The 15,618-nt window shown below is 65.3% G+C and carries 14 protein-coding genes; 5 read left to right on the forward strand and 9 right to left on the reverse strand.

What is annotated here, in order from left to right:
• Positions 1-45: 45 nt before the first annotated feature.
• Both chrA and XH85_RS21360 read right to left on the reverse strand, forming a co-directional pair.
• A complete protein-coding gene (chrA, locus tag XH85_RS21355; RefSeq protein ID WP_128933350.1) occupies positions 46-1,431 on the reverse strand; it encodes a chromate efflux transporter in 1,386 nt (461 codons plus the stop codon).
• Positions 1,431-2,249, reverse strand: a complete 819-nt coding sequence (locus XH85_RS21360) for a chromate resistance protein ChrB domain-containing protein (protein WP_164940805.1) — start codon at positions 2,247-2,249, stop codon at positions 1,431-1,433. The genes chrA and XH85_RS21360 overlap by 1 nt, the downstream gene beginning before the upstream one ends.
• Before the next feature lie 197 nt (positions 2,250-2,446).
• Here XH85_RS21360 and dmeF point away from each other — a divergent pair, with 197 nt between their 5' ends.
• The 3 genes from dmeF (at position 2,447) to XH85_RS21375 (ending at position 5,364) form a co-directional block, all read left to right on the forward strand.
• Positions 2,447-3,433, forward strand: a complete 987-nt coding sequence (dmeF, locus tag XH85_RS21365) for a CDF family Co(II)/Ni(II) efflux transporter DmeF (RefSeq protein ID WP_128933352.1) — start codon at positions 2,447-2,449, stop codon at positions 3,431-3,433.
• 79 nt (positions 3,434-3,512) lie between these two features.
• Complete coding sequence (locus XH85_RS21370) at positions 3,513-4,343, forward strand: N-acyl homoserine lactonase family protein (RefSeq protein WP_128933353.1); 831 nt, start codon at positions 3,513-3,515, stop codon at positions 4,341-4,343.
• A gap of 142 nt (positions 4,344-4,485) precedes the next feature.
• Positions 4,486-5,364 carry a DMT family transporter gene (locus XH85_RS21375; RefSeq protein WP_128933354.1) on the forward strand — a complete coding sequence of 293 codons (879 nt, stop codon included), beginning with the start codon at positions 4,486-4,488 and terminating at the stop codon, positions 5,362-5,364.
• 100 nt (positions 5,365-5,464) lie between these two features.
• Here XH85_RS21375 and XH85_RS21380 read toward each other — a convergent pair whose 3' ends face one another.
• Entirely contained in the window at positions 5,465-5,656 is a 192-nt protein-coding gene (locus XH85_RS21380) for a hypothetical protein (protein ID WP_128933355.1), read from the reverse strand.
• Between the two features lie 31 nt (positions 5,657-5,687).
• Positions 5,688-6,845 (reverse strand): MFS transporter, encoded by a 1,158-nt coding sequence (locus XH85_RS21385; RefSeq protein WP_128937370.1) that lies wholly within the window; start codon positions 6,843-6,845, stop codon positions 5,688-5,690.
• Positions 6,846-7,017: 172 nt separating this feature from the next.
• Between XH85_RS21385 and XH85_RS21390 the strand changes: the two genes are divergently transcribed.
• The gene (locus XH85_RS21390) at positions 7,018-8,277 is read left to right on the forward strand and encodes an adenylate/guanylate cyclase domain-containing protein (RefSeq protein WP_128933356.1); all 1,260 of its coding nucleotides are present in this window, start codon (positions 7,018-7,020) and stop codon (positions 8,275-8,277) included.
• 152 nt (positions 8,278-8,429) lie between these two features.
• Here XH85_RS21390 and XH85_RS21395 read toward each other — a convergent pair whose 3' ends face one another.
• Positions 8,430-9,674, reverse strand: a complete 1,245-nt coding sequence (locus tag XH85_RS21395) for an MFS transporter (RefSeq protein WP_128933357.1) — start codon at positions 9,672-9,674, stop codon at positions 8,430-8,432.
• Positions 9,675-9,844: 170 nt separating this feature from the next.
• On the opposite strand from XH85_RS21395, the gene XH85_RS21400 reads away from it, so the two are divergent.
• Positions 9,845-11,197, forward strand: coding sequence for an Nramp family divalent metal transporter (locus tag XH85_RS21400; protein WP_128933358.1), 1,353 nt, complete (start codon positions 9,845-9,847; stop codon positions 11,195-11,197).
• 39 nt (positions 11,198-11,236) lie between these two features.
• Here the strand turns inward: XH85_RS21400 and XH85_RS21405 are convergent, their stop codons facing one another.
• From XH85_RS21405 to hemB, 4 genes are all read right to left on the reverse strand, one after another.
• Positions 11,237-12,406 carry an IS481 family transposase gene (locus tag XH85_RS21405; RefSeq protein WP_128936665.1) on the reverse strand — a complete coding sequence of 390 codons (1,170 nt, stop codon included), beginning with the start codon at positions 12,404-12,406 and terminating at the stop codon, positions 11,237-11,239.
• A gap of 253 nt (positions 12,407-12,659) precedes the next feature.
• Positions 12,660-13,436: an arginyltransferase gene (locus XH85_RS21410; RefSeq protein ID WP_128933359.1), complete on the reverse strand. Its 777-nt coding sequence runs from the start codon at positions 13,434-13,436 to the stop codon at positions 12,660-12,662.
• 114 nt (positions 13,437-13,550) lie between these two features.
• On the reverse strand, positions 13,551-14,090 hold the full coding sequence (locus XH85_RS21415; protein WP_164939858.1) for an RDD family protein: 540 nt from the start codon (positions 14,088-14,090) through the stop codon (positions 13,551-13,553).
• Between the two features lie 407 nt (positions 14,091-14,497).
• The gene (gene hemB, locus XH85_RS21420) at positions 14,498-15,559 is read right to left on the reverse strand and encodes a porphobilinogen synthase (RefSeq protein WP_128933361.1); all 1,062 of its coding nucleotides are present in this window, start codon (positions 15,557-15,559) and stop codon (positions 14,498-14,500) included.
• Between the last annotated feature and the right edge of the window lie 59 nt (positions 15,560-15,618).

Consider the following 15,618-nt stretch of genomic DNA (forward strand, 5'->3'; position numbering starts at 1 on the left):
AGCATCGCTCGGCGCGAAACATTCGTTTCTCTTGCTAACCACGCCCTAGATCACCCCCGCCAGCCGTAGCGCCACGCCGGCGGCGCTGCTGCCCGCAAGCACCGTGAGCATGCCGAGCTTGAAGCGGAAGATCGCGGTGGCGGCCGCGATCGACAGCACCAGCGCCGGAACATCGACGCTCGTCAGCACCGGCCTGTCGAAGTCGAATGGAAACGCGTGCACCGGCACGGTCTCGCGGAACAGCGTGTGTAGCGCGAACCAGATCGAGAGGTTCAGGATCACGCCGACCACCGCGGCGGTGATCGCGCTGAGTGCGCCGGCCAATCCCGTATTGCCGCGCAGGCGCTCGATATAGGGCGCGCCGACGAAGATCCAGAGGAAGCAGGGCGTGAAGGTGACCCAGGTCGCGAGCAGTCCGCCGAACGTTGCCGCGAGCATCGGCGACAGGCCGCTTGCGTCGCGATAGGCCGCCATGAAGCCGACGAACTGGAGCACCATGATCAGCGGGCCGGGCGTGGTCTCGGCCATGCCGAGGCCGTCCAGCATCTCGTGCGGCTTCAGCCAATGATAATGCTCGACCGCCTGCTGCGCGACATAGGCCAGCACGGCATACGCGCCGCCGAAGGTGACCAGCGACATTTTTGAGAAGAACAGCGCGATCTGGCTGAAGACGTTGTCCTGACCGAAGGCCGCGAGCAGCGCCACGACTGGCACGAGCCAAAGCGCAAGCCACAACGCACCGACACGGATCGCGCGCCCGGTGTTGGCACGCACATGCTCGGGCACGGCTTCGCCGAGCATGCTGTCGATTGCAGCATTGTTGCCGCCATGGCCGTGACCGGCCGGCGCGAATTCCGGACGGCCACTTCTGGCGCCGGCATAGCCGATGATGCCGGCAGCGATGATGATGATCGGGAAGGGCACCGCGAGGAAGAAGATCGCGACGAAGGCCGCGGCCGCGAGCGCGATCATGATGCGGTTCTTGAGCGCGCGCTTGCCGACGCGCACCACAGCCTCGACGACGATGGCGAGCACAGCGGCTTTCAGCCCGAAGAACAGCGCCTCGACGAAGCTGACATTGCCGTAGGCGGCGTAGACGTAGCTGAGGCCCATGATGGCGATGATGCCGGGCAGGATGAACAGCCCGCCCGCCATCAGCCCGCCGGCGGTGCGATGCATCAGCCAGCCCACATAGGTCGCCAGCTGCTGCGCCTCCGGTCCCGGCAGCAGCATGCAGTAGTTCAGCGCATGCAGGAAACGGCCTTCGGAGATCCACTTCTTCTCCTCGACCAGGATGCGATGCATCACGGCGATCTGGCCGGCGGGCCCACCGAAGCTCAAGGACGCGACGCGCAGCCAGACGCGAAATGCCTCATTGAAGCTGACGCCGTGACCGGCGTCAGCTCCTGCTTGAAGGTTACGGGTATCCATTACGCCTTCACCTTGTTGGTCGGCCAGTTGTGGGTCTCGGCCGTGGCATCGCGGCACCAGCGGTAGAAGGCGTCGTAGAGCAGCATGCCGGCCTCGAGCTGTTCGAGGTCATCGTCATACATGCGCGACAGTCCGAGCGAGGCCGCGAGCAGGCCCGGCGCCTCTGGCGCGAGATCGGGCCGCGCGGTGTCGGCGCCGCGCACCAGCGTCGCGAGCCGGAGCAGGGCAGGCGAGGCGATCCCGAATTCCTCGATCATGACGTCGAAGGTACAGAGCTCGCCGCGGTGGCTCCAGAACACGTTCTCGATGTCGAAGGGAGCTGCATTGAACCGCTCACCGACGCCGACCACCTCGGACGGTGTCACATACAGGAACACCGCGTTGGGGTCGACAAAGCGACGGATCAGCCAGGGGCAGGCAATGCGGTCGATCTTCGGCCGCGCCCGCGTGACCCAGACGGTGCGCCCCCTCGCATCGCGCGGCGGCAGCTTGCGCGTGTCGAGCAGCGGCAGCTTGGCTGTCTTCCAGCCCTCGAAGCCGCCTTCCAGCGTCTCGGCCTGGACGCCGAGCTGGCGCAGCCAGGCCGCCGTGCCCTGTGCGAGCTTTTCGCCGCGCAGGCACGCGACGATCGCCCGGCGGCCGGCGAAGTCGCGGCCCCAGTCCTGGACCTTGTCGTGGCTGAGCTTGATCGAGCCGGGGATCAGCCGCTGATCAGCGGCAAAATCCTCCTCGGTCCGAACATCGATAAGTGCAGGGGCATTGGCCGTGCCGATCAGGCGCGCCAATTTGTCGGATGATATGGTCGTGAAAGTAGACATGATGCGTCCTCGCAAAAACCGAACGGGACGCGATACTTGGGCATGTCGCCTCGTGGGGAGATCGCTCAAATCCCCATGGCGCAGATTACAGCGAAACTAAGCTGGACTGTCAATCCACTGGACGATTGGGCCTTAGAAAATCGGCCCCCGGCGGTCTATACTGCGCGCCGACAGACCTGAATTTTCTGGAGAATTCGATGCACTCGCACTCCATCGAGCAATGGACCCACGACCACGCCTTCCTCGGCGACAAGCACGAGGAGAACGAGCGGCGCACCTGGCTCGTGGTCGTCCTGACGCTGGTCATGATGGTCGGTGAGATCGTCGCCGGCTCGCTGTTCGGTTCCATGGCGCTGCTCGCCGACGGCTGGCACATGGGAACGCATGCGGCCGCGCTCGGCATTGCGGCGTTCGCGTATCGTTTCGCGCGCCGGCACCTCGGAAATGCGCATTTCACCTTCGGCACCGGCAAGTTCGGCGATCTCGCCGCCTTCTCCAGCGCGATCATCCTGGGCCTGATCGCGGTCGAGATCGCCTATGAGAGCGTGCTACGGCTGATCGCCCCGGTGCCGATCGTCTATGGCGAGGCGATCGCGGTTGCCGCGCTCGGCCTGTGCGTCAACCTCGCCAGCGCGTGGCTTTTGCGCGGCAGCCACGATCACCACCATCACGGCCATGATCACGGCCATAGCCACGCGCATGATCATCGCGATGATCATGACAACGACCATGATCATCATGGCCATCACTACCATCATCATCACGACAACAATCTTCGCGCTGCCTATGTGCACGTCATGGCTGATGCGGCGACCTCGGTGCTGGCGATCGCGGCACTCGTCGTCGCGATGTATTCAGGCTGGATCTGGGCCGATCCAGCCGTCGGCCTGATCGGCAGCGTCGTGATCGCGAGCTGGGCGTTCGGCCTGATCAAGTCATCAGGTGCGGTGCTGCTCGACGTGCGCGCCGACGAGAAGCTGGAGCGGGTGATCCGGGCGCGCATGGAGATCGGTGACGACCGCGTCACCGATTTGCACCTGTGGCAGGTTGGCCCCGGCCATTGTGCCGTGCTGCTCTCGGTGGTGTCGGACCAGCCGAAGCAGCCGGCCGTCTACAAACGGCGACTTGCCGGGCTGAAGGGCCTCAGCCACGTCACGGTCGAGGTCGAGACCTGCCCGCATTGACGGGCTTTACGGGAATTCCGCGAACGGGCCGGGGTTGATCCTCGGTCGTGGCCTGCATGGCTGTACGGGAGGAACAACAATGATGCCCAGGATGAAGTTCGCGCTCGCCATTGCTGCACTCGCTCTGTCCAGCCCTTCAGCGCTGGCACAATCGGAAAAGACCGGCGTCGAAAGGCTCTACGTGCTCAATTGTGGCGAGGGCACCGCGGGCGACATCTCGCGCTGGACGCCCGGCCTGAACGAAGGCAAGACGATGGACTTCGTCGACACCTGCTATCTCATCAAGCACAGCAAGGGCTGGTTCCTGTGGGACACCGGCATTGCCGATTCCGTCGCCGCGATGCCGAATGGGCTCGTGCCCGCCGATCCCAAAGCCGTCACCTGGCGCCGGCCGAAGACGCTTGCTGCCCAGCTCGAGCAGCTCGGCGTCAAGCCCGCCGACATCAAGGCGATGGCGGTTTCGCACACGCATCCCGATCACACCGGCAATGTCGAACTGTTCCCGCAGGCCACGCTCTATGTGCAGAAGGCCGAATATGATTGGCCCGCCGCCAACAACGAGCCGCGCTTCAAGCCGTCACATCCGGTCGAACTGCTGGCGGGCGATAAGGACGTGTTCGGCGACGGCAGCATGACGATCCTGTCGACGCCCGGCCACACGCCGGGGCACCAGTCGCTGCTGGTGAAATTGCCGAAGACCGGCGCGGTGATCCTGTCGGGCGATGCCGTGCACTTCAAAGACAATTGGGACAATCGCCGCGTGCCCAGCATGAACGTGAGCAAGGACCAGACCGCGGCCTCGATGCAGAAGATCGCCGACACGCTCGCCAAGGAAAAAGCCCAGCTCTGGATCAACCACGACAAGGCCCAGCGCGACAGCCAGAAGATGGCGCCGGAGTTTTACGAGTAGAGCGTTTTCCAGCGAAGTGGACACCGGTTCGCGCCAAGAAAACGCGTCAAAATAAGAACTGGGTGCGTGACGACGTTGCTGCCATGATGCTGGCAGCAGCTGCGTGCTAGGGCCCGCGAAAGCTCCGCAACAGGAGATGATCGTGGGCGAATGGGCCGGGGTTGCGATCGCGCTGGCGTCGAGCAGCCTCGGTGGCACGGCGGCGGCCATTACTCGCTATCTCGTCGGCGGCGCCGATCCCATCCTGCTCGCGATCCTGCGCTGGGGGATCGGCTTTTTCTGCCTCCTGCCATGCGCGCTGATGCTCGGCGTGCGCTGGCCGCAGCGGCCCGATTGGCCGGCCGTGGCGCTGCTTGGCGTCTGCTTCTTCGGCCTGTTCTTCATCCTCTACAACATCGCGGTGTCCTACACGACCGCCGCGCGCGCCAGTCTTGCGCTCGCGACGTTGCCGCTCCACACCATGGTGGTCGGAGCGCTGCTTGGCGTCGAGCGGCTGACGGCGCGCAAGATCACCGGCGTCGGCATCGCCGTGCTCGGCGTGGCCGCGGCGCTGGCCGCGGGCCTGGCGCAGAGTCCGCCAGGAGCCTGGCGTGGCGAATTGATCATGACAGCGGCCGTATTCTGCATGGCTTTCTACAACGTATTGTCGCGTCCGCTCATGCAGCGATCGAGCGCGCTCGGCTTTCTCACCGTCGGCATGGGTGCGGGCGCCGTCGTGCTGGTGCTGGCGGGTCTGGTGAAGGGCAGCTTCGCGGCGCTCGATCACTTCGCGACGGCGCAGTGGATCGCCGGCATTTATCTGGGCATTGGCGGCGGTGCGCTCGCCTTCATCCTCTGGGTCATGGCGCTGCGGCGGGCAACGCCGACCCGCGTCGCCAACACCATGACGGTCAATCCGATCGCTGCCGCTCTGCTGGCGGCGCTGCTCATCGGCGAGCCGATTACGCCCAATCTGCTTGTCGGCCTGCTTGCGGTGTTCGCCGGGATCTGGATCGCGACCAGCGAGACGAAGCCGGCCTAAAGCGCGCGATGAGCCTAGGATGAATCGTCACCGCGCTTTAGGTTTTTGTTTTGAGCATGATCTTTTCGGAAAACCGCTGCACACTTTTCCGGATCATGCTCTAGCTCCGCGGGACGGTTGCCGCGGGCGGACTCGTTTCGGGCGTCTTCTTCGGCTTCAGCGTGCCGGCATAGAACGAGAGCAGCCATACCAGCAGGATGGCGAGGAGATAGACGCCCCAGGCCTGCGGCGGCGTGGTCGCCCAGCGCAGGAGGCCTTTGAATGTGCGGGGCGGGCCGGCGTCTTCGCTCATGGCCCGCTTGTGCGTGAAAGTGGCTGGGCGGTCAATCCGGGCGTCGCTCCGGGCGGATCAGGAACAGGGCCGCCAACGCCGAGAGGCTGAGCGCGGAGGAGACGATCAGCACCTTGGCGCCCATGACGTCGATCAGCAGGCCGAAGGCGAGCGGCGCCACCGCCTGCGCCATCCGCGCCGGCGCGCCGATGATGCCGAGACGATAGCCGAAGTCCTTCGGCCCGAAGATCGCGAGCGGAAGCGTGCCGCGCGCGATCGTCAGGATGCCATTGCCGGAGCCGTGGAACAGCGCAAACGCGCTCGCCGCAGCGCCGCCGAAGATCGCCACGACCACCGCGCCGATCGGATGGGTGAGGCAGGCGAGCCGCGTCGACCACAGCGGATGGAAACGGCTGAGGACGCCGGCTTCGAGGATGCGTGCGCCGACCTGGGCCGGCCCGATCAGCGCGCCGGCTGCGATGGCCTCGACCGGCGTTGCGCCCGTCGTCTCCAGGATGCGCGGGAAATGCGCGGCCATCGCCCCGGTGACGGTCCAGACCGCGGCGAAGATGAAGGCGAGCAGGATCATGGTGCGGTCGAGCGGCAGGTGCGGCTTCTCGGCGGTCGCTGCGGCCTGCCTGGCGCCCTTGATCGCCGGGAGCATGAAGAAGTTGAGAGGCAGGCCGACCAGGATGTTGGCGGCGGCCCAGGCAAAGCACGTCTCGCGCCAGCCGATATGCGACAGCCCCCAGGCGGTGAGCGGCCAGCCGACCGTGGAGGCGAAGCCCGCCATCAGCGTGATGCCGGTGATGGGCCTGCGCGCCTCGGTGCCATAGATGCGGCCGAGCGCGGCGAAGGCGGCGTCATAGAGGCCCATCGCCATGCCGATGCCGAGCACGAGCCAGGCGATCGCCATCACCGCCACCGACTGCGAGAGCCCGAGCAGGACGAGGCCGGCGGCGATGGTCAGGTTTGAGGCCGACAGCACCTGCCGTCCGCCGACAAGATCGATCTGTCGCCCGATGCGCGGGCCGAGCATCGCCGCGATCACGAGCGAAGCCGAGAACGCGCCGAAAATCCAGTTGGAGGAGACGCCGAGGTCGTGCGCCATGGGATCGGCAAGCAGCGCCGGCAGATAATAGCTGGAAGCCCAGGCCAGGGTCTGCGTGGTGCCGAGCGCCAGGATGATCGGAAGCTGGCGCTGGGTCATTTGCGCGTGCTTCCGATTCTGGCCGACAAAGTCATCATCGCCGGCATTTGCAGCCCGCGCGGCGGACGCGTCAACCGCGGCGGCGGCATATTCGACCTGCAAGGGACGGGAGCCTGGCGTCACGTCGGCCCTCGCGCCTTTCGCTCGTCACGAATGCGCGTCATAATGGCATATGCAAGTAACTTCGCGCCTTTCACTGATGAACTGGGTCGCCGGCCAGGGGCTTACGGGCCTCGCTGAACCCGAGCTGCTCCGCGGTTTCTGCGAGCGCTGCTGCGCCGAAGGGCTCGACCTGTCGCGCGGGCTCGTGGTCATCGACACGCTGCATCCGATCTACGAGGGCCGCGCGTTTCGCTGGAGCGATACGCCAACCAACGAGAGCGACGTCATCGAATACGGTTCGACCGCGGAGGGCGACGCCGCCAAGAACTGGCGCCGGTCGGTGTTCTATCATCTGCTCGAGCACGGGCACGACGAGATGGTGATCGATCTTGCTGATGCGCCGTCGCTCGATTTCTCGCAGATCGGCGACCTCGCCGAAAAGGGCCATCGGCATTTTCTTGCTTTCGTGCATCGATTCGGCGAGACCGGCGCGCTCGGGCAGATGGACTGTCTCTACTCCTACTGGACGACGCGGCGCGAGGACGGCTTTACGGAATCCGAGCTGGTCGCGCTGCGCGACCTCGTCCCCGTTCTTGGTCTCGCGATCAAGTCGGCGCAGCAGGTCGACATCGTGCGCACGCTCGGCCGCGTCTATCTCGGCCGCGACGCTTCCGAGCAAGTGCTCCGCGGGCGCATCTCGCGCGGCGTTACCGAGCGCATCAACGCCGTGCTTTGGTATTCGGACCTGCGCGGCTCGACCGGTATCAGCGAGAGCATCGGTCCCGACGAGATCATTCCGTTCCTCAACGACTATGCGCAGGCCGTGATCGACGCCATCCACGATGCCGGCGGTGACGTCCTCAAGCTGATCGGCGACGGTGTGCTCGCGATGTTCTGGGGCGAGGATATGGCGGATGCGCGTCGGGCCGCGCTGCGCGCCGAGCATCTGTTTCGCAAGAACATCACTGCATTGAACAAGCGCCGGGCGGCCGACGGCCGTCCCACCACGTCGGCCTATATCGGCCTGCATGTTGGGGAGGTCTTCTACGGCAACATCGGCAGCGAGGACCGACTCGACTTCACCGTGGTCGGGCCGACCGTCAACGAAGTCAGCCGCATCGCCTCGATGAGCCGCTCGGTCGATCGCGAACTGCTGGCGTCGTCGGAGTTTTACAAGGGTCTCGACGCCACTGGGCGCCGCTATCTCGTCTCCACCGGCCGCTACGCACTGCGCGGCATCGGCCGCGCGCAGGATCTCTACACGCTCGATCCCGACGTCGATGCCAGCGAGCCCGTGACGGGAAGCTATGAGCGGTATCTGGCGGGTTAGCGCAGGCTGCTTCCCCAACGTCGTCCTGGCGAAAGCCAGGACCATAACCACCGTCCATAGTTTTGCGAAGATTGGTGATGACCACCGCGCAACACGTCTACTCCCTGGGGTAATGGGTCCTGGCTTTCGCCAGGACGACGCCAGGAAATGGTTCAACACCGCGCCGGCGCCTCATCGCCCACCATGTCCGGCTGCCGGTCCAGTGCCACCGCCGGTGACAGCAGGATCACCAGCGCCTGTACGCCGAACACGGCCGCGGCGAGATAGAGGCAGGCTTCCGCGCTCCAGATGCCGCCGACGATTGCGCCCAGCGCCGAGCCGAGCGGGCGGGCGCCGTAGCTCATGATGTTGATGGCGGAGACGCGCCCCAAGAGGCGCGGCGGTGTCACTGACTGGCGCAGTGTCGTTGTCGAGATCACCCACAGGATTGGCCCGACGCCGAGCAGGAAGAAGCTCAAGGCCGCAAGCCAGGGCGAGGGGACCAGCACCGTCAGTGCCATCACGAGCGCGGCGACGAAGCCGGTGACGGGCCCGAGCCCGACCACGGTGCCGAACGCGACGCGCTGCATTACGCGCGTGGCGACCAGCGCGCCGATCACCATGCCGACGCCGTACATCGTCAGCACGGTGCCGACGCCGGCGGCGCTCAGGCCGAGATGGCGCACGGCATAGGGCACGAACACCGCGATCTGCACGAACCATCCGGTGTTGAAGATGAACTGGGTGATGAACACCGGCCGCAGCAGCGGGTGGTGAAACACGAAGGCTGCGCCTTCGCGGATGTCCTGGAACGGGTGGCGCTGCGGCGCCGGCGCGCGAGCAGGCTCGTAGATGCCGCCGAGCAGTACCACTGCGACGGCCGAGAGCGCCGCGGCAAAGCCGAAAGCAGGGCTCGCGCCCCACCATCCCACCAGCGCGCCGCCGAGAGCAGGGCCGCTCGCAAAGGCGATGGTGCGCGCGAGCTCGATCCGCGCATTCGCCGCCGGCAACAGGTCCGAGCTCACCAGCGACGGCACCAGCGCCGGTGCGGCCACGCTGTAGACGACAGTGCCGCACACCGCAGCGAAGCCGAGCAACGCCAGCAGCGGCAAATTGAGCGCGCCCAGCGCCAGCAACAGCACGATGGCTGCGAGTGCGGCGGCCCGCAACGCCTCGGCTCCCGCCATCAGCCAGCGGCGGGAGATGTGGTCGGCGAGCACGCCGGCGGGAATGGCGAACAGGACGAAGGGCAGGGTGAGGGCGGTCTGTAGCAGGCCGGTCCGGCCTTCGGCGACCCCCAACGTCAGCACGGCGACGATGGGCGCTGCGGCCAGTGCGATCTGCTCGGCCGATTGCGCCGCAAGGTTCGACCAGGCGAGGCGGTTGAAGGTGTCAGGGAGGCGAGGAGGCGTTGACATGGCTCATATCCTGCAGAGGCGAATTTGCGCCAATGTTCGCCCGTGAGGACCACCGAACCCACCCGCTTCCCGACAAGAGGCGAGATTGCCACGGCCACGCCAGGAACCGGTGTGGCTAGATGCAGTTGCAAATGAGTTGCAATAAGAACCAAGTCGAGTATTCTGCCAGCATGGATGCCCGATCACCCCACCTGACCCCCGACGCAGCCGGCTGGCGTGCCGACGCGCCGACCACCAAGAGCCTCGCCGAGGTCAATTCCACCGTCGCCATTCCGGCCGCCGGCCGCTGGTGGCGGCGGCTGCTGGCCTTCGTCGGTCCGGGCTACCTCGTCTCGGTCGGCTACATGGATCCTGGCAATTGGGCGACCGACCTCGCCGGCGGATCGAAATTCGGCTACACGCTGCTCTCGGTCATCCTGCTCTCCAACCTGATGGCGATCCTGCTGCAGTCGCTGGCGGCGCGGCTCGGCATCGTCACCGACCGCGACCTCGCGCAGGCCTGCCGCGCCACCTATTCGCCGGCGGTCAACTTCCTGCTCTGGCTCGCCTGCGAGGCGGCGATCATCGCCTGCGATCTCGCCGAGGTCATCGGCACCGCGATCGCGCTGAAGCTTCTGTTCGGCATTCCCCTGATCGGCGGCGCGCTGCTCGCAGCCCTCGATGCCTTCCTGCTGCTGCTCCTGATGAACCGCGGCTTCCGCTTCCTCGAAGCCTTCGTCATCGCGCTGCTGGCGGTGATCGCGGTCTGCTTCGTGGTCCAGATCGCGGCTGCGGCGCCGCCGGTCGCGGAGGTGCTGCACGGCTTCGTGCCGAAGACCGAGATCTTCACCAATTCCGACATGCTCTACATCGCGATCGGCATCATCGGCGCGACCGTGATGCCGCATAATCTCTACCTGCACTCCTCGATCGTGCAGACGCGCGCCTATGAGCGCAACGACACTGGCCGGCGCGAGGCGATCAAATGGGCAACGACGGACTCGACCATCGCCCTGATGCTGGCGCTGTTCATCAACGCCGCGATCCTCGTGGTGGCAGCTGCGACATTCCACAAGAGCGGCCATTCCGACGTCGCCGAGATCGGTCAGGCCTTCGAGCTACTGTCGCCGCTGCTCGGCCTCGGCATCGCCTCGACGCTCTTTGCGGTCGCGCTGCTCGCTTCCGGCCTCAATTCAACGGTCACGGCGACGCTCGCCGGCCAGATCGTGATGGAGGGCTTTCTCGACCTGCATCTGCCGAGCTGGGCGCGCCGCCTGCTCACGCGCGGCATCGCCATCATTCCGGTGATCATCGTCACCGCGATCTATGGCGAGCGCGGCACGGCGGATCTGTTGGTGTTCAGCCAGGTGGTGCTGTCGATGCAGCTGCCCTTCGCCGTGATTCCGCTGGTGCGATTCGTCTCCGACCGCCGCAAGATGGGGCAGTTCGCGATCCCGGTCTCGGTCGCCGCCGTCGCATGGATCGTCGCGGGGGTGATCGTGATTTTGAACGTGAAGCTGCTGGCGGATACGCTGTTCGGGTAATGTCGCCGCAATGCTTTCTGTCATCGCCCGGTTTAATGTTCAGCCCGGGGACATGACCGACGGGTGTTCGGGGACATAGCCGACACTTTCTCCGCTCGCCAAGTCGATGATAGCGATTTGGTGGGCGGCAAAGAAGATCCCGTATTGCGCATCGTTTGCCGAGGGGCGGATGGCGAGGCGCTCGCCACGGAAGGCCTGTGGCACTTTCCACAGACGTCCCTTGAAGCTGACATAGGCCTTGGTCGTGGAGACGCGGCGCACGATCTCATGGCTGTCGTATTCGACCTGTGGCAATCGATCGGGCATTGGTCGCTGGCTGGGCCGATATCGACTGGCCGGGACCTGTTGTCCGAGCGCCTCGTGTGGCCGTTCGAAGTTGTAGACTTCCCGCCAGGCGTCGAAGGCACGCTGCGTCTCTGCGAGATCGCGGAACTGTCGCAGTGCGAACACCTCAGCCGCGAGGGTGCGGTGGAATCGTTCATTCTTGCCGCGGCTTTGCGGGTGATATGGGCGGCTGCGGATGACGGCGACGCCAAGCTTGAGCAGCCACACCGAGAACCGTGTCCATCGCTCGCCGGAAGGATCACCCCAGGGCGAACCATTGTCGACGAAGAAGGCCTCCGGGAGCCCGTAGTGGCGAAAGGTCTTCTCCAGGCGGCTGCGCACGGTATCTGTGCGTTGATCGGCACAGGCCTGCAGACACAGATCATAGCGGGAGTGGTCATCCACCACCGTCAGAGGATGGCACTGGGTATCATTGCCGAGCCGAACCCAGCCTTTGAAGTCCATCTGCCACAACAGATTGGGGGCCGGCATCTCGAAACGCTGGCTTGCCATCGGGCCGCCGATCGGAGGCTTGATGCGGCCAGACCGACGCAAGATCTGATGAACTGTTGAGACTGCTGGCGAACGCAAACCATTGCGCTCCAGGCAGTGAGCTATCTTGCGAGCTCCCCATGCCGGATGGGCATCGCGCACCGCGAGAATACGTGCCTCGAGCTCGCAATCGGTCTGTCCCGGGCTCGCATGCGGTCGGCGCGAGCGGTCGTTGACATTCTGATCCGCTTGCCATCGTGCAAGCCACTTGTAGCCCGTGTCGGGATGGATATTGAACCGCCGGCAGAGCTCCCGCCGGTTCGCTCCCTCCTGCATCGCAAGCCGCACGAACTCCCGCCGCTGATCCATCACCGACACCTCTCGCCAGGGCATGGACTTGGCCTCCTTTACCGCCAAATCCCTGCACTATGATGTGTCGGCTATGTCCCCGAACACCCGTCGGTCATGTCCCCGGGCTGAACATTTAACCGGGCGATCCAGTATTCCAGAGAGCGTTGTGATTGAGTCGAGAAGCCGCGGCGTACTGGATGTCTCGGTCCCGGCTCCGCCAAGGCTCGCTGGGGCCACAAGGGTGCTCGGCCGCCGAAGCTTTAGCGAACGCGGCAAGCCGGGGCATGACAGTGACCTAATCCTGAGGCTCGGACGTCGTGTCCCCCTGCGCGTCGATGCGCAGCCAGCCTGAGGGCGCGAGGCGCTGCTGCGGCAGGAAGCGGGCCTTGTAGTCCATCTTCTTGGAGCCCTCGATCCAGTAGCCGAGATAGACGTAAGGCAGGCCCTGCCGGCGGGCGCGAGCGATGTGGTCGAGGATCATGAAAGTGCCCATCGAGCGGCTGACCTGGCTCGGCTCGAAGAAGGAATAGACCATCGATAGGCCGTCGCTGAGCACGTCGGTCAGCGCCACGGCGATCAGCTCTTCGCCGCGGCCGGTGAGGCCGCTGTCCGGGCCGCGCTTGCGGTACTCGATGATACGGGTCTCGACATGGCTGTCCTCGACCATCATGGCGTAGTCGAGCACGGTCATGTCGGCCATGCCGCCGTGGCGGTGGCGGGCATCGAGATAGGCGCGGAACACCGAATATTGCTCGGAGGTGGGCACCGCGCTGCGCTGCTCGCCGATGATGTCGGCGTTGCGCGCCAGCACTTTTCGGAAGTTGCGGGAGGGCCGAAACTCGTTGGCGATCACCCGGACAGAGACGCAGGCGCGGCACTGGTCGCAGGCGGGGCGGTAGGCGATCGACTGGCTGCGGCGGAAGCCGCCATGGGTCAGGAGGTCGTTGAGGTCACCGGCGCGCTCACCGACGAGGTGCGTAAACACCTTGCGCTCCTGCCGGCCCGGCAGATAGGGGCACGGGGAAGGCGCCGTGAGGTAAAATTGAGGGGTATCGCGCGAGTGCTGGGTCAAGGGACGTCGTAGGCCTCCGAACTGTATCTCAGCATCGCGCTACGGACGCTCCCGGTCAATTGGCCTGCTCGGCAGATCAGTCAGTCTAGAAGGCCCGGGTTGATAGGTCGTTGATCAGTACGTCCTTGCGGCCTGGGGCGCGGGTACGCGAACCGAGTTGTTAATCACGACCGTTCCCAGCACGAAATCATGCAGCAGGCGACGGCGGCCGTTGAACAGGCCGACCAGCACCACGAAGGGCGACAGGAACGAGATCGTCACCCAGAACAACACGGCATGGGTGGCGCCGAGGACGAAGTAACCGGGCGCGCCGTACCAGGTGCGCAGTTCCAGATCCATCACGCGCATGCCCACTGTTGCGGAGGAAGGGCCGCCGATGCTGGCGCCGTAATAGACGATGGCCCAGACCACCGAGGCCGGCCAGGCGATCCAGAACAACGCCCAGCCGATGCCGAGCGTCACCACGCCGAACAGGGCGATGAAGATGTAGCCGAGGATCACCGGCACCGAGATCACGACCATGTCGATCAGGAAGGCGAACACCCGCCGCGTTGCAACCCCGCGGAACAGTTCCGGATGCAGATAGGGGTCGTAGGCGTGCGGCTGCATCCCGCCGTCGTTGCGCCAGGCGCCTGAATTGCCCGAGTCCGACATGTCCGTTTCTCCCAGCGAACCCCCGTGGCAGGACATGGGAACAGGGCGTCCGCATGCCAAGGGCGCGTTGGGATCAACAAGCGAAAATATTCCGGCGATTCGGCGGCTGTCGGAGGCAGCGAGCTATCGATCCCGGTGTCGTCCTGGTCCCATTACCGCAGGCAGGAGGGATTGCGGCGAAATGCCCACTACGAGTCCTCGTCAAACAGAAGCTGGTGAGTATGGGTCCTGGCTTTCGCCAGGACGACGATGAGGAGGCAGGTGCGCCCGGTCTTCGCCGAAACGACGATGGGGAGGCAGCGGTAGGACGGGCAAAGGCGCGTTAGCGCAGTGCCCACCATCGTTCCGCGATCACAAGCCGGAATGGTGGGCACGTCGCTACGCGACTTTGCCCACCCTACAGCACCTTATCCTTGGCTCCGCAGCTTCTCCGCGGCCTTCGGCGCGAAATAGCTCAGCACACCGTCGGCGCCGGCGCGCTTGAAGGCGAGCAGGCTCTCCATCATAGCACGGTCGCCGTCGAGCCAGCCGTTATTGGCGGCGGCTGCGATCATCGCGTATTCGCCGGAGACCTGGTAGGCGAAGGTCGGCATCGCGAAGGTATCCTTCACGCGGCGAACCACGTCGAGATAGGGCATGCCCGGCTTCACCATCACCATGTCGGCGCCTTCGGCGATGTCGAGCTCGACCTCGCGCAGTGCTTCATCGGTATTGGCGCTGTCCATCTGGTAGGTGCGCTTGTCGCCGGTGAGCGTCTTGGCCGAGCCGATGGCGTCGCGGAACGGGCCGTAGAAGGCCGAGGCATATTTGGCCGCATAGGCCATGATCTGCACGTCGATCAGGCCTGAGCGGTCCAGCCCCTCGCGGATCGCGGCGACGCGGCCGTCCATCATGTCGGAGGGTGCGATGATGTCGCAGCCGGCCTCCGCCTGCACCAGCGCCTGACGCACCAGCACTGCGACCGTCTCGTCGTTCAAGATCTTGCCGTCGGAGATCAGGCCGTCATGGCCGTGACTGGTGAACGGATCGAGCGCGACGTCGCAGAGAATGCCGATCTCCGGAAACTCCTTCTTGATCGCGCGCACAGCCTGGCAGACCAGATTGTTCGGATTGGTCGCTTCCGATCCTTCCTCGTCGCGCAGGGACGGGTCGGTATAGGGAAACAGCGCGATGCAGGGGATGGTGAGCTTCATCGCACGCTCAACTTCGCGCACCGCCTGATCGACACTGAGGCGGTCGACGCCGGGCATCGAGGCGACCTGCTCGCGCTTATTGCTGCCGTCGATCAGGAACAGCGGCCAGATCAGATCATCCGTGGTGAGGACGTTCTCGCGCACCATGCGCCGCGCCCACTCGGCCTTGCGGTTGCGGCGCGGACGGACGGTCAGATCGAGGGCAGGGGAGGCGCCGGCATCATCCCGGCGCGAAACCTCGCGCAGTTCGATCGGACGTCCGTATTTGATCGCCATTACTCTTCCTCCGGCTGGAATTATTCTTATACCAGCTCGCATGGTTCCCGTCACCGCGG

Origin of the sequence: Bradyrhizobium zhanjiangense (assembly GCF_004114935.1) — a bacterium.
In the GTDB taxonomy this organism is placed as follows: Bacteria; Pseudomonadota; Alphaproteobacteria; order Rhizobiales; family Xanthobacteraceae; genus Bradyrhizobium; species Bradyrhizobium zhanjiangense.